At 52.3% G+C, this 19,104-nt stretch carries 20 protein-coding genes; 11 read left to right on the top strand and 9 right to left on the bottom strand.

The annotated features are described in order from the left end of the window. Positions 1–4: 4 nt before the first annotated feature. Positions 5–643 (bottom strand): RpiB/LacA/LacB family sugar-phosphate isomerase, encoded by a 639-nt coding sequence (locus ACOTXL_RS19695; RefSeq protein ID WP_003859680.1) that lies wholly within the window; start codon positions 641–643, stop codon positions 5–7. Between the two features lie 245 nt (positions 644–888). Between ACOTXL_RS19695 and yecR the strand changes: the two genes are divergently transcribed. Both yecR and ftnA read left to right on the top strand, forming a co-directional pair. After that, positions 889–1,227, top strand: a complete 339-nt coding sequence (yecR, locus tag ACOTXL_RS19690; protein WP_045350822.1) for a YecR family lipoprotein — start codon at positions 889–891, stop codon at positions 1,225–1,227. A gap of 200 nt (positions 1,228–1,427) precedes the next feature. Beyond that, complete coding sequence (gene ftnA, locus ACOTXL_RS19685; protein ID WP_003859676.1) at positions 1,428–1,925, top strand: non-heme ferritin; 498 nt, start codon at positions 1,428–1,430, stop codon at positions 1,923–1,925. A 36-nt stretch (positions 1,926–1,961) separates the two neighbouring features. Here the strand turns inward: ftnA and ACOTXL_RS19680 are convergent, their stop codons facing one another. Beyond that, the gene (locus ACOTXL_RS19680) at positions 1,962–2,198 is read right to left on the bottom strand and encodes a YecH family metal-binding protein (protein ID WP_003859673.1); all 237 of its coding nucleotides are present in this window, start codon (positions 2,196–2,198) and stop codon (positions 1,962–1,964) included. Positions 2,199–2,389: 191 nt separating this feature from the next. On the opposite strand from ACOTXL_RS19680, the gene tyrP reads away from it, so the two are divergent. Next, positions 2,390–3,601, top strand: coding sequence for a tyrosine transporter TyrP (gene tyrP / locus ACOTXL_RS19675; protein WP_032628311.1), 1,212 nt, complete (start codon positions 2,390–2,392; stop codon positions 3,599–3,601). 316 nt (positions 3,602–3,917) lie between these two features. Here tyrP and ACOTXL_RS19670 read toward each other — a convergent pair whose 3' ends face one another. Further along, positions 3,918–4,586, bottom strand: a complete 669-nt coding sequence (locus ACOTXL_RS19670) for a YecA family protein (RefSeq protein ID WP_003859671.1) — start codon at positions 4,584–4,586, stop codon at positions 3,918–3,920. Positions 4,587–4,997: 411 nt separating this feature from the next. On the opposite strand from ACOTXL_RS19670, the gene ACOTXL_RS19665 reads away from it, so the two are divergent. The 6 genes from ACOTXL_RS19665 to ACOTXL_RS19640 all read left to right on the top strand — a co-directional run bounded on the left by ACOTXL_RS19665 (position 4,998) and on the right by ACOTXL_RS19640 (position 10,607). Then, entirely contained in the window at positions 4,998–6,119 is a 1,122-nt protein-coding gene (locus ACOTXL_RS19665; protein ID WP_003859669.1) for a branched-chain amino acid ABC transporter substrate-binding protein, read from the top strand. A 68-nt stretch (positions 6,120–6,187) separates the two neighbouring features. After that, positions 6,188–7,102, top strand: coding sequence for an ABC transporter permease subunit (locus ACOTXL_RS19660; RefSeq protein ID WP_003859667.1), 915 nt, complete (start codon positions 6,188–6,190; stop codon positions 7,100–7,102). An 11-nt stretch (positions 7,103–7,113) separates the two neighbouring features. Continuing rightward, complete coding sequence (gene livM / locus ACOTXL_RS19655) at positions 7,114–8,388, top strand: high-affinity branched-chain amino acid ABC transporter permease LivM (protein ID WP_003859664.1); 1,275 nt, start codon at positions 7,114–7,116, stop codon at positions 8,386–8,388. After that, positions 8,385–9,260, top strand: a complete 876-nt coding sequence (locus tag ACOTXL_RS19650) for an ATP-binding cassette domain-containing protein (RefSeq protein ID WP_003859662.1) — start codon at positions 8,385–8,387, stop codon at positions 9,258–9,260. Before livM ends, ACOTXL_RS19650 begins: the two co-directional genes overlap by 4 nt. Continuing rightward, positions 9,257–9,973 (top strand): ABC transporter ATP-binding protein, encoded by a 717-nt coding sequence (locus ACOTXL_RS19645; protein WP_003859661.1) that lies wholly within the window; start codon positions 9,257–9,259, stop codon positions 9,971–9,973. The genes ACOTXL_RS19650 and ACOTXL_RS19645 overlap by 4 nt, the downstream gene beginning before the upstream one ends. A 163-nt stretch (positions 9,974–10,136) precedes the next feature. Continuing rightward, the gene (locus ACOTXL_RS19640; RefSeq protein ID WP_032609555.1) at positions 10,137–10,607 is read left to right on the top strand and encodes a hypothetical protein; all 471 of its coding nucleotides are present in this window, start codon (positions 10,137–10,139) and stop codon (positions 10,605–10,607) included. A gap of 5 nt (positions 10,608–10,612) precedes the next feature. On the opposite strand, the gene ACOTXL_RS19635 is transcribed toward ACOTXL_RS19640, so the two are convergent. Beyond that, positions 10,613–11,539 carry a LysR substrate-binding domain-containing protein gene (locus ACOTXL_RS19635; protein WP_086531998.1) on the bottom strand — a complete coding sequence of 309 codons (927 nt, stop codon included), beginning with the start codon at positions 11,537–11,539 and terminating at the stop codon, positions 10,613–10,615. Between the two features lie 29 nt (positions 11,540–11,568). Beyond that, a complete protein-coding gene (locus ACOTXL_RS19630; RefSeq protein ID WP_003859653.1) occupies positions 11,569–11,892 on the bottom strand; it encodes a hypothetical protein in 324 nt (107 codons plus the stop codon). A gap of 89 nt (positions 11,893–11,981) precedes the next feature. Between ACOTXL_RS19630 and ACOTXL_RS19625 the strand changes: the two genes are divergently transcribed. Continuing rightward, a complete protein-coding gene (locus ACOTXL_RS19625; protein ID WP_157845144.1) occupies positions 11,982–12,413 on the top strand; it encodes a hypothetical protein in 432 nt (143 codons plus the stop codon). 258 nt (positions 12,414–12,671) lie between these two features. On the opposite strand, the gene ACOTXL_RS19620 is transcribed toward ACOTXL_RS19625, so the two are convergent. Together ACOTXL_RS19620 and ACOTXL_RS19615 are read right to left on the bottom strand one after the other, a co-directional pair. Beyond that, the gene (locus tag ACOTXL_RS19620; protein WP_395033615.1) at positions 12,672–12,950 is read right to left on the bottom strand and encodes a hypothetical protein; all 279 of its coding nucleotides are present in this window, start codon (positions 12,948–12,950) and stop codon (positions 12,672–12,674) included. 41 nt (positions 12,951–12,991) lie between these two features. Further along, positions 12,992–13,231, bottom strand: coding sequence for a hypothetical protein (locus ACOTXL_RS19615; RefSeq protein WP_023330754.1), 240 nt, complete (start codon positions 13,229–13,231; stop codon positions 12,992–12,994). A 99-nt stretch (positions 13,232–13,330) separates the two neighbouring features. Between ACOTXL_RS19615 and ACOTXL_RS19610 the strand changes: the two genes are divergently transcribed. After that, positions 13,331–13,597 carry a DinI family protein gene (locus ACOTXL_RS19610; protein ID WP_045350819.1) on the top strand — a complete coding sequence of 89 codons (267 nt, stop codon included), beginning with the start codon at positions 13,331–13,333 and terminating at the stop codon, positions 13,595–13,597. Between the two features lie 95 nt (positions 13,598–13,692). Here the strand turns inward: ACOTXL_RS19610 and ACOTXL_RS19605 are convergent, their stop codons facing one another. Next, positions 13,693–14,979: a hypothetical protein gene (locus ACOTXL_RS19605; protein ID WP_045350818.1), complete on the bottom strand. Its 1,287-nt coding sequence runs from the start codon at positions 14,977–14,979 to the stop codon at positions 13,693–13,695. Between the two features lie 189 nt (positions 14,980–15,168). Beyond that, entirely contained in the window at positions 15,169–19,083 is a 3,915-nt protein-coding gene (gpJ, locus tag ACOTXL_RS19600) for a TipJ family phage tail tip protein (protein ID WP_045350817.1), read from the bottom strand. Positions 19,084–19,104 lie beyond the last annotated feature (21 nt).

The following is a 19,104-nucleotide window of genomic DNA, read 5'->3' as shown; positions in this document are numbered from 1 at the left end:
GGAATCAGCCAACAATACCGCGCACGAAGGCTTCGATCTCTTTGTCCTGGCAGTTCTCGAAGAAGCACTGCTGGAAGCGCTGGCCTGAGACGGCGGTTTTAACCAGCTCAGGATCGATTGCTCGCAGGGTATCCAGATAGTTTTCTTTCACCACCGCCGCTTTCACCTGGTTCAGGATCCCGGCGTTACGCACCTGCGGCTCTTTACGCTCTGGTGGATAACCTTCGCCATTGCGTCCGGTAAACGCTTTCTCAAAGATAAAGCGTACGTTCAGTTCTGCCCCCCAGCCGAAGCCCTTCGCAAAAGGCAGAGAAAGCGCGTTACCGTTGTTGATTTGCGCAAACAGGAAGGCATCCGCAGGATCGATGCAGTAACCGCAAATCACACCCGGATGGATGTTCAGGGACATCAGCGCGCCCTGCCCGGTACCGCAGCCGGTGACAACAAAATCGACAGCTTTAGCGTTAAGCAGAATGCTCGCCATGATGCCCAGGTGAATATAGGTGAGATGATGATCGTTCTCATCACTCATACCGACGTTATAGACCGGGAAACCTTTCTCATCAGCAACGGCTTTCAGCTCATTAAGGATGATGGGATTTTTAGCGGCCTGGCTGTTTTCCATCATCAGTGCAATTTTCATCTTGTCTCTCCTGAATGCATGGCGGGCGATCCCGCTGTGGATACTTTTTCCACTTAACCTTACTATCAAACAAACACACTTTCAAATTAAGTGAAAACTTGTTTTAAAAAACAAAGATGCGCTCACAATTTCGCGCGGTGGCCCGGCTCGTTGCACAGTGAGAGGGCAGATCCTCCGGCTATTCCGGCCATTGCGTCACATCGCGTTGGTTACAATGGCGTATTTCCCGTCACGCAGAGTGAACCATGAAACGTATAATCATAGCCGGAACGATCCTGTTGCTCGCTGGGTGCAGTATCAACCGTCAGGCAGAAATCAGCAGTACGGATGCCCCAAACGGAATTGTGCGCCTCGACTATGGCCAGGCCATGCTGCAAAACGCCTGGTCTGATGAGTATGTTAATAACGGTACGGCAACCAAAGCCTGTAAACATATGGGGTACGCCACTGCGTCAGCCTACGGGCAGCCAATTAAAACCTGCACCCTGATCAGCGGTTCACTCTGTCTGAACGAAAGTGTGACCATTCAGTATAAATGTCAGGGATATGCTGTTACCTCTTCCAGCCAGAATCCGTGGTATTAACCGCTACTGCCAGTCACGCTGGCAGTTTATTTAATAAGAACTAAAACAATTCTCATTAATAAATATAAATAGCGGCAATGCGTTTTATTCCCATTCGTATTTTTAATAAAGAAATATTTATTTTACTTTTTGCAAATAATTAAATAACAAATTATAGTGTCGCTCATCGTGAACCAGAATTAATAAACCGGAGCTGCACCATGTTAAAAACTGAAATGATCGACAAGCTCAATGCGCAAATGAATCTTGAGCTTTTTTCTTCCCTGCTTTATCAGCAGATGAGCGCCTGGTGCAGCTATCACAGCTTTGAAGGAGCGGCCGCCTTCCTGCGTCGTCATGCCCAGGAAGAGATGACGCACATGCAGCGTCTGTTTGATTACCTGACGGACACCGGCAGCCTGCCGCGTATTGATAACGTGGCATCCCCTTTTGCCGAATACGGCTCTCTTGATGAACTGTTCCGCGCCACCTATGAGCACGAACAGCTGATCACCCAGAAAATTAATGAACTGGCTCATGCCGCCATGACCAGCCAGGATTATCCAACCTTTAATTTCCTTCAGTGGTATGTGGCTGAACAGCACGAAGAAGAGAAGCTGTTTAAATCCGTGCTGGATAAATTATCTCTGGCAGGTAAATCCGGGGAAGGTCTGTACTTCATTGATAAAGAGCTGTCGACGCTCGACACGCAGAATTAACAGAAAAGCGGTGCTGAGTTTTCAGCACCGTTTTATTTAATGACGGCAAATTTTACTTTCGTGAGTGGAAAATCCGTCTGCTGCCGGAATGAATTTTCCGCGCGCCGCCAGAAACGCCACCAGCTCCGCGGCCGTCATCTCTGAAGCTGAACAGGTATGGAAACGCGCCGCTTCGCCAAAGCGGGCATGTATCGCCTCAACCAGACTCTCCTCAGTATACCTCTCACCTGACTCAATCATCATATTCAGCACGTCGTGTCCGTGAATTGACATGGTTACCTCTCGTAAATAAAAAGCAGACTAAACGCTCCCTCCACGGCACGCTTTGCGCTGGCTCAGGTTACCCTTTTCTTTTTGTAAATTAATTTTTACACCCTATGTAACGGTGATTTGACGAGACCGGGCTTTTCCCTTACTCTGCGCCGCAGAATGAGTCGCGGTATGGAAGCGTTGTAGAGGAAAGCGTGAAGAACAGAACTCTGGGAAGTATTTTTATCGTCGCCGGAACGACAATTGGCGCAGGAATGTTGGCCATGCCGTTGGCTGCCGCTGGCGTCGGGTTTGGGGTTACCGTAGTGCTGCTGGGCGGTCTGTGGGCCCTGATGTGTTACACCGCGCTATTATTGCTGGAGGTTTATCAGCATGTCCCTGCCGATACTGGCTTAGGCTCCCTGGCTGCACGCTATCTTGGACGCTACGGGCAGTGGATCACCGGTTTCAGCATGATGTTCCTGATGTACGCCCTGACTGCCGCTTACATCAGCGGCGCCGGAGAGTTGATTGCGTCAAGTATCAATGACGGCTTCGGTGCGTCACTTTCACCGGAAACAGGCGCCATTGTCTTTACGCTGATTGGTGGCGGCGTGGTTTGTGCGGGCACATCGCTGGTCGATCTGTTTAACCGTTTTTTGTTCAGCGCCAAAATTCTTTTCCTTGTTGTGATGCTGGTGCTGCTGGCACCGCATGTTCACAAGATTAACCTGCTCTCCCTCCCGCTGGAGAAAGGTCTGGCGCTTTCGGCCATCCCGGTTATTTTCACCTCCTTCGGTTTTCACGGCAGCGTACCGAGCATCGTGAGCTATATGAACGGTGATATTCGCAAGCTACGCCGCGTCTTTGTTATCGGCAGCGCCATTCCGTTGATTGCTTACCTGTTCTGGCAGCTGGTAACCCTGGGCAGTATTGATTCCAATACTTTTATCGGCCTGATGGCAGAGCATTCTGGTCTGAATGGATTCCTGGTTGCCCTGCGTAACGTGGTGGCCTCTTCACACGTGGAGCTGGCGGTACATCTGTTTGCTGACCTGGCCCTGGCAACTTCCTTCCTCGGCGTGGCGCTTGGTCTGTTTGACTATATGGCGGATCTGTTCCAGCGGCGCAATACCGTTGCGGGACGCTTACAGACGGGGGCGATGACCTTCCTGCCGCCGCTGGCCTTCGCGCTCTTTTACCCGCGCGGGTTTGTGATGGCGCTGGGGTATGCTGGCGTGGCGTTATCGGTACTGGCCCTGCTGCTGCCTTCCCTGCTGGCGTGGAAGAGCCGCCAGCAACATCCGCAGCAGGGGTATCGCGTGGCGGGTGGTACGCCAATGCTGTGCGTGGTGTTTGGGTGCGGCGTGGCGATTATTCTGGTGCAGATTTTGATTGCAGCGGGGATGCTGCCGGAAGTGGGATAACTTATTTATACAGGTCCTGAGGTACTGTTCCGTTCACCTTAAGATCAACAGAATATAATTTTTTCACAGCATGTGAACGGGATAAGGGGGCCGCGGCGGCCCCCTTATCAATCCCCGCGGCCCCGCGGAAAATCGGTGCTTCGCACTACGCTCACCTCCCGACCATCTGCCTGCGGTCGGCTCAACTCGACATCCTGTCTCGATTCGCCTCTGGCCGCCATCCATGGCGTCCAGCCCTTGTCATCTGGTCTCCGGTTCGCCGATTTTAGCGGGGACTCAACACCCGTGCCCCATTCAGGCCACAGTAATTAATGATTTAATGCAGGCAGCAGCTTTTAAACTTCTTCCCACTCCCGCACGGGCACGGGTCGTTACGCCCCACCTTCGACCCGTTCACGATCGGCTTTTTCGCTTCCGGCTGCTGCGGGTTAGCCACCCAGTAGTTATACAAGCGCAGCGCCGCAGGCTGAATGCTCTCGATGCTGGCCATATACTCCTCTTCGGTCAGCGCATCCAGCTTCTCGCTGTTCTCTTCCGTCCCGTGCAGGGCAATCACCGCCAGGTCCGCTTCCAGCGCTTCCGGCAGGGATGACCAGTCCGTCAGCGCCACGCCGCGCATGTAGCCATAGCACCACTCTTCCACCACGGTATAGCTCTGACCGTCAACGTCGTTATAGCCAAACAGCGGTTCAAACTGATCCGGGTATTCGCTCAAACGCTCGGCAATATCGTTCATGTGCTTAAAGCAGAGATCGATAAAACGGTTCATCTCACGATCGTTTTTCCAGCGAGGAATATATTTCTCACCACCCCAGACCGCCACCAGCCAGGTGTCGGGCTCCACCACAACGGGACCGGAAAGTACTGCGGTAAGCATGCCGTCCAGTTCGGACACGTCAATAACGGATGCATCGTCGTGACCGTAAGAGATTAATGTCTCTTCCAGCCACGCCATCTCGCTTTCATTTAATGGGCCTTCAGCCATTGCTGATACTCCTGATAAAAAAAACGATCCTGACATATATCGCCGCGCGTGCCTATCTGAAGTTTAGGTCTTTATTGCTGCAAAAACGTGCAAATCGTGACCGTTGCACAACTTATGGGCTTTGTTGTTAAGGAGATGTGATCTCCGCTGTAAATTCATATCATCCCGCAAAGGCGCATAAAACGGCGCTCTATACTCAACGTGTTGTGACCCGGTCAAGGGATTAACCATTCTGGCAACCTTTTTGCTTAATGTTCTGCGCGCTTCGCGGTGCGTGGGATCCTCGCCGTATTAAGCATGAGATTGCTTCTAAAGTGCATTTTGTTCTCGCTCTTGTTTTTGGATTTACGATGCCATCAGGCGTTCGGGTTTATACCTGGTGCAAAAACCTCTTTGCTAAGGAACATAATAATGTCGCTGAAATTTACCAAAACTCCCCTCTCCCTGGTGCTGGCCGGTTGTCTGGTGACGGCCTTTTCCGCGCAGGCCGATATCGTCATCGGCGTGGCCGGGCCGTTCACAGGCCCGAACGCAACCTACGGCGATCAATACTGGCATGGCGCTACGCAGGCGGCGGAAGACATTAACGCCGCCGGCGGGATCAACGGTGAGAAAATCAAACTGGTTCAGGGCGACGACGCCTGCGAGCCCAAACAGGCCGTCGCCGTTGCCAACCGCTTAGTCGATCAGGATAAGGTGAAAGCGGTCGTCGGCCACTTCTGCTCTTCGTCGACCATGCCCGCCTCCGAGGTCTATAGCGATGCCGGGATCCTCTCCATCACTCCCGGCTCAACGAACCCACTGATTACCGAACGTGGCATGAGCGACATATTTCGCATGTGCGGACGTGACGACCAGCAGGGCCAGGTCGCCAGCGATTTTATTCTTGATAAGCTGAAAGCCAAACGGGTGGTCATCATCCACGATAAAGACACCTACGGTCAGGGGCTGGCGGATGCCACTAAAGCGGCGCTGGCGAAACGCGGCGTTAAGGAGGTGATGTACGAAGGGTTGTCCCGCGGGGAGAAAGACTTTAACGCGCTGGTGACCAAAATCGGCGCACAAAAACCGGACGTGGTGTTCTTCGGGGGCTGTCACCCGGAAGCGGGCCCGCTGGTTCGCCAGATGCGTGAACAGGGCGTGCAGGCGAAGTTCTTCTCGGGAGACTGTATCGTCAATGAAGAGATGGTCACCGCCGCCGGTGGGGCACAGTACACCAACGGTATTTACATGACCTTCGGTAAAGATCCGCGCCTGATCCCGGACGGAAAAGCCGTCATCGAGAAATTCCGCACCGGTAAATTTGAACCTGAAGGGTACACCCTCTACGCCTACGCGTCTGTGCAGGCTATCGCGGCGGCATTCAAGGCCACGAAAGGGACGGATTCCGCAAAAGCCAGCGAGTGGCTGAAGGCCAACCCTGTCGACACGGTGATGGGTAAAAAAGCCTGGGACAGCAAAGGTGACCTCAAAGTCTCTGACTACGTGGTCTACCAGTGGGATGACAAAGGCAAATATAAAGAAGTGCCATAACGGGACGGAATCTGCTCAGCGCCGGCAGGTCTGACTGTCGGCGTAACCCTTTATTCAGGTGCGCGACCATGAGTACATTCTTTCTGCAACAATTAATTAATGGCTTAACGCTGGGGTCGGTCTACGGTCTTATCGCCATCGGCTACACCATGGTGTACGGCATCATCGGTATGATCAATTTCGCTCACGGCGAAGTGTATATGATCTCCGCCTATCTCTCGGCCATTGGCCTGGCCCTGCTGGCGTTTTTTGGACTCCACTCCTTTCCGCTGCTGATCCTGGGGACGCTGGTTTTCACCATCGTGGTCACTGGCGTTTATGGCTGGACGATTGAGCGCATCGCCTATAAGCCGCTACGCAACTCGACGCGTCTGGCGCCGCTGATTTCGGCCATCGGGATGTCGTTGATACTGCAAAACTACGTCCAGCTCAGCCAGGGCCCGCGCCAGCAGGGCGTGCCCACCATGCTTGATGGCGTGCTGCGTTTTCACCTTGGCGAAGGGTTTGTCCAGATAACCTATACCAAAGTCTTTATCCTCATCGCCTCGTTCGCGGGCATGCTGGTGCTGACCTGGATTATCAACCGTACCCGCTTAGGACGCATGTGCCGTGCGGTACAGCAGGATCGTAAGATGGCCTCCATCCTGGGTATCAACACTGACAGAATAATTTCGCTGGTGTTTGTTATCGGCGCAGCCATGGCCGGGCTGGCGGGCGTGCTGATCACCATGAATTACGGCACCTTTGATTTTTACGTCGGGTTTGTTATCGGCATCAAGGCCTTTACGGCGGCGGTGCTGGGCGGCATCGGCTCTTTGCCCGGTGCGATGCTTGGCGGGCTGATTCTGGGCGTCGCAGAAGCGCAATTCTCCGGGATGGTGAACTCGGATTATAAAGACGTGTTCTCGTTTGGATTGCTGGTCTTAATTCTGATCTTCCGTCCTCAGGGGCTGCTGGGCCGCCCTGTCGTGGCTAAAGTGTAAGGAACAACGCGATGACCTCTGACGGTTTTTCCCTGAAGCGCTGCATTCTGGACGCAATTTTTTCTGGAATGATCGCCCTGATTATTTTCGGCCCGATTGCGGGTGTGATACTGGATGGTTACAGCTTTACCTTTGACGGCCAGCGGCTGGCGTGGATTGTTGGCACGGTGATGGTGGGACGTTTTTTGCTGAGCGCCTTTTCAGCTACGGCGGCCGGAAGACGTTTACAGACGCGGTTTGAATCCGACAATGCGGGCGTGTATGTCCGGCCGCCGGCGTATAAAAGCCGCATGCGCTGGATCATTCCGCTGATTGTCACGCTGGCGATCTGCTTCCCGTTTGTAGCAACGAAATACCTTCTGACGGTTGCCATTCTCGGACTGATCTACGTCCTGCTCGGTCTTGGGCTGAACATTGTTGTTGGCCTGGCAGGGCTGCTGGATCTGGGTTATGTCGCCTTCTATGCCATCGGCGCTTACGGGCTGGCGCTCGGGTATCAGTATCTGGGGCTTGGGTTCTGGAGCATGCTGCCGCTGGCGGCGCTAATGGCCGCGGGCGCAGGCGCCCTGCTTGGCTTTCCGGTGTTGCGCATGCACGGGGATTATCTCGCCATCGTCACGCTCGGGTTTGGCGAGATCATCCGCCTGGTGCTGAACAACTGGCTCACCTTCACCGGCGGGCCAAACGGCGTTTCAGCCCCTGCCCCAACCTTTTTTGGCCTTGAGTTTGGCCGACGCGCCAAAGAAGGCGGCGTCCCCTTCCACGAGTTCTTCGGCCTGACCTATAACCCCAACATGAAGTTTATTTTCATCTATGCGGTACTTTTCCTGGTAGTCATGCTGGTGCTCTACATTAAACACCGGCTGACCCGAATGCCCATTGGACGGGCGTGGGAAGCGCTCCGTGAGGATGAGATTGCCTGCCGTTCCATGGGGCTGAATCACGTTCTGGTCAAACTCTCGGCCTTCACCCTGGGCGCATCGACGGCAGGTATCGCCGGGGTGTTTTTTGCCACCTACCAGGGGTTTGTTAACCCGACCTCTTTCACCTTTTTTGAATCGGCCCTGATCCTCGCCATTGTGGTCCTGGGCGGGATGGGCTCCACCGTCGGCGTCGTACTGGCCGCCTTTGTGCTGACCGTCACGCCGGAACTGCTGCGCAGCTTTGCGGAATACCGGGTGCTGCTGTTTGGCATGCTGATGGTGGTGATGATGATCTGGCGTCCTCGCGGTCTGATCCGCATCAACCGCAGCGGATTTACCGTGCGTAAAGGAGTGGCGCCATGAACGCAACGATTTTACGTGTAGAACATCTGATGATGCACTTCGGCGGGATCAAGGCCTTAAACGACGTCAATCTTGAGGTGCAGCGCGGCTCCATTACCGCACTGATTGGGCCTAACGGCGCAGGAAAAACGACCGTCTTTAACTGCCTGACCGGTTTCTACCGGGCCTCCGGCGGCAACATTCTGTTCAATGCACGAAATAAAACCACCAATGTCATTCAGGTGCTCGGCCAGAAATTCCAGCCGGGCGACTGGCTCAACCCGGCGCAGCTTGGTCAACGCCTGTTCTATAAAATGTTTGGCGGCACGCATCTGGTGAACCGCGCGGGTCTTGCGCGCACGTTTCAGAACATCCGCCTGTTCCGCGAGATGTCTGTTGTGGAAAACCTGCTGGTGGCACAGCACATGCGCGTCAACCGCAATCTGCTGGCGGGTGTGCTGAATACCCCTGCGTATCGTCGGGCAGAAAACGATGCGCTGGACCGGGCGTTTTACTGGCTGGAGGTGGTGGATCTGGTGGATTGCGCGAACCGTCTGGCCGGGGAAATGTCCTATGGTCAGCAACGACGCCTCGAAATCGCCCGCGCCATGTGTACCGGCCCGGAGATGATTTGTCTCGATGAACCTGCTGCCGGCCTGAACCCGGTGGAGACGCACAAGCTGAGTGAGATCATCCGGTTCCTGCGCGACCACCATGACATCACGGTTTTGCTGATCGAGCATGATATGGGGATGGTGATGGGCATTTCAGATGACATCATTGTGCTCGATCACGGCGATGTAATTGCCAGAGGTAAACCGGCTGAGATTCAGCACAATGAAAAAGTGATTGCCGCGTATCTGGGCACCGACGAAAGCGAGGTAAATCTGTGAGCGAACCGATGCTTCAGTTTCAGGATGTGGATGTTTTCTACGGGGTGATCCAGGCGTTGAAGCAGGTTTCGCTTGAGGTTAACGAAGGGGAAACCGTTGCCCTGATTGGCGCTAACGGCGCGGGGAAGTCAACATTACTGATGTCTGTCTTTGGTCAGCCCCGGATCCGCAACGGGCAGATCCTCTTCTGCGGCGAGGATATCAGCCACAAATCTACCCACTATGTTGCCACCGGCGGCATCGCGCAGGCACCTGAGGGACGACGCATTTTCCCGGATATGTCTGTAGAAGAGAACCTGCTGATGGGGACAATCCCCGTCGGCAATCAGCATGCAGCGGAAGATATGCAAAGCATGTTCGACCTCTTCCCTCGCCTCAAAGAGCGACGTAACCAGCGGGCGATGACGCTTTCAGGCGGTGAACAGCAAATGCTGGCTATCGCCCGCGCGCTGATGAGCCGTCCTAAACTTCTGCTGCTGGATGAACCCAGCCTCGGCCTCGCGCCAATTGTGGTTAAACAGATCTTCCAGACGCTGCGCGAACTGGCCCGTAACGGAATGACGATTTTTCTGGTCGAGCAGAATGCGCACCACGCGCTGAAGTTGTCCGACCGCGGCTATGTGATGGTTAACGGCCAGATTCGGTTAAGCGGCAGCGGCGAGGCGTTGCTGAAGGATCCGGAGGTGAGGAAGGCGTACCTGGGTGGAGTGTGAAACGAAAAGGCTATAGTGAGAAAAACTCACAGTGATTGCCATTATTAATCGTTTTTCTGATGCGACCGCATTCAAATATCATCTTCACGACCCGCCTTTGCGCGGGTCGATAAAACGTTCAGCCGCAAACTGAATAATAATGATAAGAGGATCCGGGGCAAATATGACACTTGATGCGTTATATCAGTTATTGAAAACTGTATTACCACCTGACACCGATTCAGCCGATGATTTACAGGATTTTATGGCCATGCTTATGGCGACGAAACATCACTCTGAGGCTCTGTCACCGTTTGCGCAGCGCGTATACATGCTATCCGTTGCCCATCGCGACCCTAAGCAAGCGGCTGCGCTGATTTCAGCCTGTCATCCTGAAGCAGGAAAGCCCCTTCCGCTGCTCGACTTCTCCGGCTGGCCGGACGTGCGTTACGCCACGTCGGGTGAATTACAGACGCCCGAGACTGAAGAATATTTTCACAGAATTTCGTCTGCCGCCACGCTATTACGTGCGGCAATCATTGACGCTGAGCAACAGAAAAACACGCCAGCATTTTATATTCTGGATAAGATACTCAGCCTGAACAGCGCTTTGCCAGAACGTTATAAAAAGATGGCAAACATATCTTATTCATAACGGTATTAATAAACCCGACTGTCATCGTATTCCAGATAATCGATATCCAGCGCCGGAACGACCGGGGTATGGTTTTGCAGCCAGGCCAGAAGATGCTGAATGCTCTCTCTTTTGAGTGAATTTTTTGGCCAGACGAGGTAGTAGCCATCCCCCGTCGCAATAGCTTCCCTGAACGGCAGGCCCAGCAGGCCACTTTTCAGGGCATCAAGCGTGAGATGCAGGTCGGCGATAGCGATGCCGTGCCCGTTCATCGCGGCAATACTTCCCTGTTCAAGGGTATCGAACACCATACCGCTGCTCATATCGAGCCCCGGGAACAATCCTGTTCTTCGCAGCCAGCGCCGCCAGTCACGTCTGTCCGGTGAAGGATGGATCAAATCGCATTGCGGAAGCCGTTGCCGGGCCGGTTCGATAAGTGATGGGGTACAAACCGGGATAAGCCATTCATGAAAAAGCAGCTGACTCTCCGTTGTGTCACCAAAACGGCCATTACCAAGAAGGATGGCGCAGTCGTAGGGCTCAAGATTGAAATCAACGGTATCAATGTCCATCCAGACGCTGGCAATCTCAACCTGTGGTTTTGCATGGTTGTTGCGAAAAGATCGCAGCACGTCGAGAAGCCATCTCATGGTCAGGGTGCTGGGTGCTTTTAACCGCAGCAGGTGGTTTTCACTGCGAAATGCCCGGCAGGCCCATTCAATGCTCGTGAAGCTCTCGTTCAGCTGTCCGGCAAGCACTCGCCCGGCTTCAGTGACCTCCACGCGAGGACCTTGCCTTTTGAAAAGCTCGCAGTCGAACCACAGTTCAAGGGTACGAAAATGTCTGCTGACCGCACCCGGCGTAATATTGAGCGTTTCAGCGGCTTTACTGAAGGAGTTCAACCGCGCAGCAACTTCAAACGCACGCAGTGCATACAATGGCGGTAAAGACATAACGTCCCTTAAATGAAAATTTCATTATGCTAAAACTTGTTCCGGGGCAACGCCAGCAAGTAAATTATGGAGAAAAACAATGATCCCCAATATACCGAGTCATATCGATAGGGGTCAAAATCGATATGCAAAAAGCTGCGGACAAACTCGTAGCCATTAGCAAAGATGTTTATCTGAACGGCTGCAACAGCGATTACAAACACCATATATGCGATAAATAGCGGGTATTTATGCAGCCTGTTAACTTTTAGTTTCCCGAGATAAAGCAAGAAAAAAATTGCAACAGATACAACAAAATAGACGATGGCAGGCCAAACGGGTGGATGAAGCGAAAATTCTAATTCTTGTGACATAATCAATTCTCTTTAGCTATCTGGTACATCTGCCATCCCGTAATGCTCCCAGTGGTCAAATCCAGCGCCATTGCGGTTTTAGATGCCTCTTGTCAACCGTAGTTCATATCCTGTACGTTCGAGAGCTTGTCGCCGGAGAACAATGTTTTGATCATTTGTTGATACCCTTGCCCAGCCCATTTGCAAGCTCTTCCACTTTTTCTAAGGAAAATCCAAATGAAGTTATCTGCGAAGCTGCCGCAGGGCAATCGATGAAACGGAGATATAAGAATTTACGCGATAAGGAAACGCCCTCGACGCATAATGATCGAAAAATTATGGTTGTGCATGGGTCAGGCACGAAAAATAAGATTTGTTGTCAGGAAGGGGGAATTGCAGGCACAAAAAAACCACCTTTCGGTGGTTTCACGACACTGCTTATTGCTTTGATTATTCTGCGTTTTCCCATGGTAGCCGGAGTGGGACTTGAACCCACACAGCGCGAACGCCGAGGGATTTTAAATCACGCGTGTTCTAGATAATAATCAGGTACTTACGCTTAATTTTCGCCAATAAATCATAAATTTAAGATCAGATGAATCAATAGTTTACTGATATCAAAAAGGCACAATGGCGAAAGTTTTTCGCTCCACGCGCCGTCATGGGGTGTCGGGGGTCGGAGGTTCAAATCCTCTCGTGCCGACCAAAAATACATTGAAAACCAGCCTCTTATGGCTGGTTTTTTGTTTCCGTAAAATTATGATGGCGAAACTATGGTGAAATGATGGTGGAACCCTGCTTTAAATTGCCGGGCAATCATCATTCCAAACCCGATTGAGACTGTGCGTTAGCACTCCAAAAACCTCAACGGCATCCAGCGCATCCCCTTCTATCGCTTCACCATCTTGAGTAATCAGCGTGTGACCCATTAGCTTCACGAACTGGTTTCTCCCGTCCATGCTAACCAGCAACGTATCCCCTCCTTCAGGTTTCAGACTGACGTTAATAACGGCCCAGCCGCATGAAGTTTCAATAACCCGGCAGTTGTTATCCACACCGCAGATAACATCTATCGTCATGCGCTGCTCCTGATAATCCATGGCTGGCGATGGAAATCCCATTAGAAAACCCTCCCCATGTTACGCAGGATCCAGTATCGGTTCTCACTTCCGTTTGTTGTCTTATCGGCGAAGTCCGGCTGGTATCGCTCGATCCATGAATTTGCATCCTCCTGGCTGAAATGCCAGTGCCTCTCCTGCAGTTCGGCGATGAATTTGTCTGTATGCAGGCAGAGATAGCCCTTCGGGTTTTGCTGTATGGCCGCAATAAAAGCAGCACGAATATCCGGTTGACGAGGCATGAACTAACCCTCACTCGCACATTGACTGTATGCATATACAGTAGTATTTTTATTAAAACAGATCAAGCACAGGCAATTTTCACTTAAGAGGGGATCGGTATGTTTGTTGAACTGGTTTATGACAAACGTAATGTTGATGGGCTCGAAGGGGCCAGAGAGATCATTCTGGCCGAGCTGACGAAGCGGGTGCATCAGATTTTCCCTGATGCAGAAGTGAAGGTGAAGCCGATGCAGGCAAACGGCCTGAATAGCGATGCCAGCAAAAGCGATCGGGAAAAACTGAACCGCATGCTGGAGGAAATGTTTGAAGAATCCGATATGTGGTTGGTTTCAGAGTTCCCGACTGTTCGCCAGGTTGGCCTTTAAATTTTACTCGGGTAATATTCCCGACGATTGTTCAGGCATGAACACTGAGCAACCAGCCGCCGCCTGTTCTTGCATATGACAGGCGGCGGTTTATTTTACGAAGCAGGTTCTTGTAAGGCCGCTTCACTCGATTCTTTCTGGCGTTTATTCCAGATGCTATCCTCTGGCATATCGAGTCGCACATCGATCCAACTGTTCGCCGGGACGTCAATCGGTTCACCTTTGGTTTTGATGACCTCACCTTCATCGCTCAGGATATATTTTCGCTTGAAAAGACGGATTGTCAGCTCGCCGCTATCGGTTTGTTCTGCCTCAACCACTCCCAACTCTCCCATGCCGCTAGGGTCCATTGGCGGCAGTAATTGCCAGCCTGATGAGGCAAGACCAGCTGAACCGGTAAGCGTATAAACACCTACATCCAGCCGAGAGATTTTGATCCCTTCAGCCTCGGCGTTCGCCGTACCGCAGCCGCACCAGGAGAAACCATCCTCAGTTATATCTGAGCGCTGGCAGGCTTCTTGGCTCGCTACAATACGGGCAACCGGAGACGCAGCCTTTAGAGTTCCATCGCTGGATTTAGTCGTATTCTGAGTTGTATAGTGCATATTCCACGTAGTGGATGCATCAAGAATTCCTGATGTTTGTGAAAACCGACTATAAAAATATCCATTAGTTTTTATAAAATATTGAGCCCTTCTTGTAGAAGCGTATGCCACCTGCACGCCACACCCGAGTGCAGAATCCGGAGTCTCTCCGTTGCCGGGTATTGATCCATAAATCAAAAACTGTGTTCCCTGACCCATTGGATATGTTGATCTGGACACTGGTCCTAGCCCGAAGGAATAATCGGTAGTAAGTAATCGACCCGGTGTGCCGTCATCGATAGAAGTCTGTTTAACCAAACCGAGGTTTGTGCGAACGTCTGCAGCGTTCGTTGCACCGGTCCCGCCCTGATCAATCGGGAGAGCACCGTTGGTCCCTTTCTGTGCCAGCTTACCGATTCCGGGGATGGTCACGGGGGTGCCGTTTATGGTGACAGTGATGCTCTGGTTTGCTGATGTGGTGGCGAACGTCTCCCACGCGCCAATGTTCTCGTCGTACTCTTTGATGAGCTGCGACATGGCCTGCGCCAGGCCGTCGACTGAGATAATGTCCGACACAAGAATTCCATACTTCTGGTCACTGAGCGCAGGGGAAGCAGCAGGCGTAACCGTCATTGACGTGGCGCTGTTCACGGCTGAAATCTGGAATATTTGAACCGGGTTAGACATGACGATAATCGTCTGGCCAGTACGAACCTGGCTGGCTGGTGCTGTCCAGTTTGTGCCGGTGCCGGTTGCTGTATTTCCGTTAATGGCGATGGTGCCGGTGTTATAAAGCATATTTTCTCCTGTTCGCAATGCATCACCTGAGCAGGTTTTGCATAATTAGGAAGGGTTTTTGAGAGCGATGGTGAATTTCTCTGCTCAGATAAATGCAGTTAACCAATTGGCATGAATTAATAGTTAGTGAAAAATAGGGCTGAATATTCCAGCCCTCAATAACCACAATATTTTACTACGCATTTATTTCTAGCCAACAAATGAGCCTGTACCTCTAGTAATTGTTAAGCTTGGAGAATAAATGATTTTACTTACTGAGTTAACATTAACGATAGTTAATGTTGCTGTAACTGTATTTGTATTTATACCCTTAACTCCAAATCTCAATGTGTAAAAATTATTAGCATACGAACCGGATTGCACTGGAAGGTTTGAAAATGTTTTGGATGTCCCATTAATATCAATAATGACATTCATACGGGTATCGGCATTTGCTGATGAATAAAAGGTTGCTTCTACAAGAGCATTCTTAGCAAGACTACTTGATCCTGAGTCAGTATAAGTAATCGTTTTAACTAAATTAGCAGTTCCGCTTAATGAAGCATCCGAACCGACACCAACGTTGGCAACATCACCAACAAATGACGTTGCCTCTACTGTGCCTTTAAAGCTGCCACCGCTGGCGTATACCATTCCCCGGATCGTGACGTTATTCAGCTCGGCATTACCGCTTTTCGGCAGATTCCAGCCAGCGCCAGCCGAACCGCTAACGAAGTTATCCGACCTCAGTGAATCGGTGATTTTCCCGAACTGAATGCTGGCATCACGGAAAAACGCATCGTTTATGAAGACCTGGCCGTTCTGGATAACAAACGGCAGAGTCACGGCGCCGCCGGCCTGAGTCATCACCGCGAAGCGGTCAGCCAGGAACAGCACCTGCGACTGCATGCCAGATGGAGTATTCTCAACACCTATCCCCATACCAGCAGCATACTGTTTTCCGTTCGCATCCACGGCAACCTTGATGCTGTACATCGCCTTCAGGTCGCCGTTGACGTTCGCAATGGCCTGCGCGTTGGTGGTGATCGCTGAAGTGTGCCCGTTGATGGTCGCAGTAATGCCGTTTATCTGCGTGGCCGTAGCCTGCTGATAGTCGGAGAACGTCTGATTCAGGCTGTTGATGGATGCCTTGTTGCCGTTAACGTCCGTCTGCAGGCTCAGCAATGAGCGCGCTGTGGCTTCCTTCTCGCTGACGATTACCTCATCAATACGATCCAACTGCGCGCTGTTCCCTGCGACCGAAGCTGACAACGATTTACGTGTGGCCACCTGAGCCAGCCCGTTCTGGATAATGGCAATGGCTGAGTTCTTAACCCCGCCCGTCATGCCGTCCATAGACACGCTGATGCTATCGATTCGCTGGCCCAGCGCGGTATCAGCCGTTGCGACGGTCTGCTCAAGATCTGATAGAGAGGACGACACATCACCGACCGTGCTCGAAAGCTCATTAACACTGGTCTGAACCTGCCCGATGTCCTGCGCGTTTTTTGCGATTTCCTGCGCCTGCAGCTCAAGTTCATCGTTGGCCTGTTTGATGTCGTCAGCCATACCAGCAATTTTTGCATTGCCGTCCACTGCGCTCTCGATCAGGTCTTTGAACGTCTGAGATTCCTTCATGTCCTCCAAAATCACACTGGAGACATCAGAAACATCTATACTTGCCTGCCCGCGCACCCATTCTGTGTACCCTGATTCGTTGCCGCTGCGGTCCACCAGCTGCGCGCGGTACCAGAAAATCTGCCCAGCCTTAAGTCCCATCTGCTGATATTTGCGCTGCGGGTAAGGTACATCGGCCAGCAGCATCGCATCGTCTTCCGTCCCGGTCAGGCTGTACTGAATTTCCGTCTTCAGCGTGTCGTCGGTGTTCGCCGGGAATCCCCAGCTCAGCTCGATACCGAAAACCACATTATCAGAAGCGATGAAGCCGACCGGTTTCGGCGGATTGCCCACTTTACCCGTAAGATTTACTTCTGATGATGTCGCCCATACTGATGAAACGTCGCTGGCGTTTACCGCCCTGACACGGACCAGATAGCGACCCGAGTAGATACCCTGAACTTCAAAGCCGAGAGAAGACGTTCGGGGCACACTAATCCAGTTGCCGCTGTCACGCCGCCATTCCGCCTCGTAAGCAACTGCACCCTGAACAGCATCCCAGGCAACGCGCATAGTGGTAATCGCAATGTTCTGGTTAACCGTAGAGTAACTGTCTACGACAATATTTCCTGGTGGAGCCTGAACCCCAGGTGGAATGACACTGACTGGCCGCTCGTCCAGTCTTGCGCCGGTATCAACGGCGGAATAGATGTCAGGGTTGTAAGTCGTCCCGGTGACTTCGAAAGTGCCGTCGTTGTTGTCCCGCGTTCCCGTAACACGGAAAAGCGCTATAAACAGATCGTCAGAGTCCACACCCCAGTTACATTCAGCCTCCGGCGTTTCGCTGTAGGGTGTGGTGACAGTGACTGTGTTTCCGTTAACGGCCTGGACGGTTCTGGCCTGAGCGGTGCCTGACGGAAGATTCAAAAACAGCCGGTTCCCGGCCTTCACATCAGCGGCGCGATCGAGGGTTATGTTGCGGCCGTTAACCGCACTCACCCTGCCACCGATAGTTCTTCCGGCCAGCTCGTTAGCTGCCACGCCGATCACCTCACCAACGGGGGGAACGTCCATGCCCGTGCTGAAGGTCACTACCTCGCCGATACCGTTAGTGAGCAGCGCCCAGCGCCCCCGCCGGTTTGCCTCTGACTGCCTAGTGCAGCCGATCGCAGTCATTTCGAGCTGACGATAATCGAAGCGCATGGCCAGATCGTTATCGTAAACAGGCTCAGGCGTGTCTTTATAGTGGTTGGCAGGGTCTGACCAGTTCACCAGCGCGGCAGTGTTTCGGGTGGTTTCACTCGGATCCGCAAAGGTAAATTTTCCTTCAACAACGCTGGCGTGGTTATAGATGTGCCACACATCCCGTGGCATATCAGCCAGGACATACATCTTATTGTCGCCCCAGTACGTCATGCCGCGAAATATACCCGCCAGATCACGAAGTACAGTCCAGGCGTCATTACGGTCCTGGATATAAACGTTGCAACGAAAACGAGGCTCCGTACCGCTGCCGCCCTTGCCGTCTGGTACCAGTTGATCGCAATACTGGGCGATGCGATAAAGTTCCCATTTGTCTATCTGAGTCGCATCGATTCTTTGACCCAGCCCGAAGCGCTCGTTAAGAATGATGTCGTAATAAATCCAGGCAGGGTTATCCGTCCACGCCCATTTAAATACGCCCTCCCATGTACCAGAATAAGTGCGGGTTTCGGGATCATAAGTATCAGGTACACGGATGATTCGCCCTTTCGGATTGCACACAACCTGAGGAATGCCATTAGGGAACTGCTTTGCGTCAAACTCCACATACAGCAGCGCTGTGTTAACGTAGCGAAGTTTGGCGTCAATAATTTCAGTAACGGCCACAACGCGCATGGTGTCGACGATATTCACGCTCGTGGAATCCGGCGTGATTCTGCGAACCCGCAACTGCCATCCAGTCGAGGCTTTCGGAAGATTGACGCGGTGACTGCGCTCATAAAGCGACGTGGTTTTGTCATCAACAGCACCGTTAACCACCGTTTCATACGGCCCGCCATCGACCGACAGATCGATAGCATACTCGACGCGGGTGCCGACTTTATCACCGTTGTTTTTCTGGAGTAAAAGAGTTGGCCATCCCAGGCGAATTCGCAGCGCAGAGAGCTGCGTGTTGGATACCGCGCGCACGTACGGCACAGCCTGTTTCAGCTCGTATGAAACCTGAAGTTCGTTTTCAATGCCGGGGAAGCCCTGAATGTAGTCCTGGTCCTGAGTACCGGAACGGAACTCATATTTCACATTATTGAAGTTATAACTTCCGTCGGCGTTCTGAAGAGGCGTGTATGAAGATGAGTCACCAAGAAAAATGCTTTTACCATCAAGCCCGCCAGCGAACTCACCCTCTCCAAGCGCAATCAGCACCTTTGCCCTGGCGATGGACTGAATGCTGTCCGGTGCCTCAACAGGCGTTCGGGTCTGGTTGCTGCCACCTTTGCCGCGGCCTTTGATGATTGTCGTCGTCATATCGCGTCCATAAAAAAAGCC

Origin of the sequence: Enterobacter cloacae complex sp. IR5402 (assembly GCF_049238125.1) — a bacterium.
Lineage (GTDB): Bacteria > Pseudomonadota > Gammaproteobacteria > Enterobacterales > Enterobacteriaceae > Enterobacter > Enterobacter hormaechei_C.
This window is presented reverse-complemented; position numbering and strand designations above follow the sequence as displayed.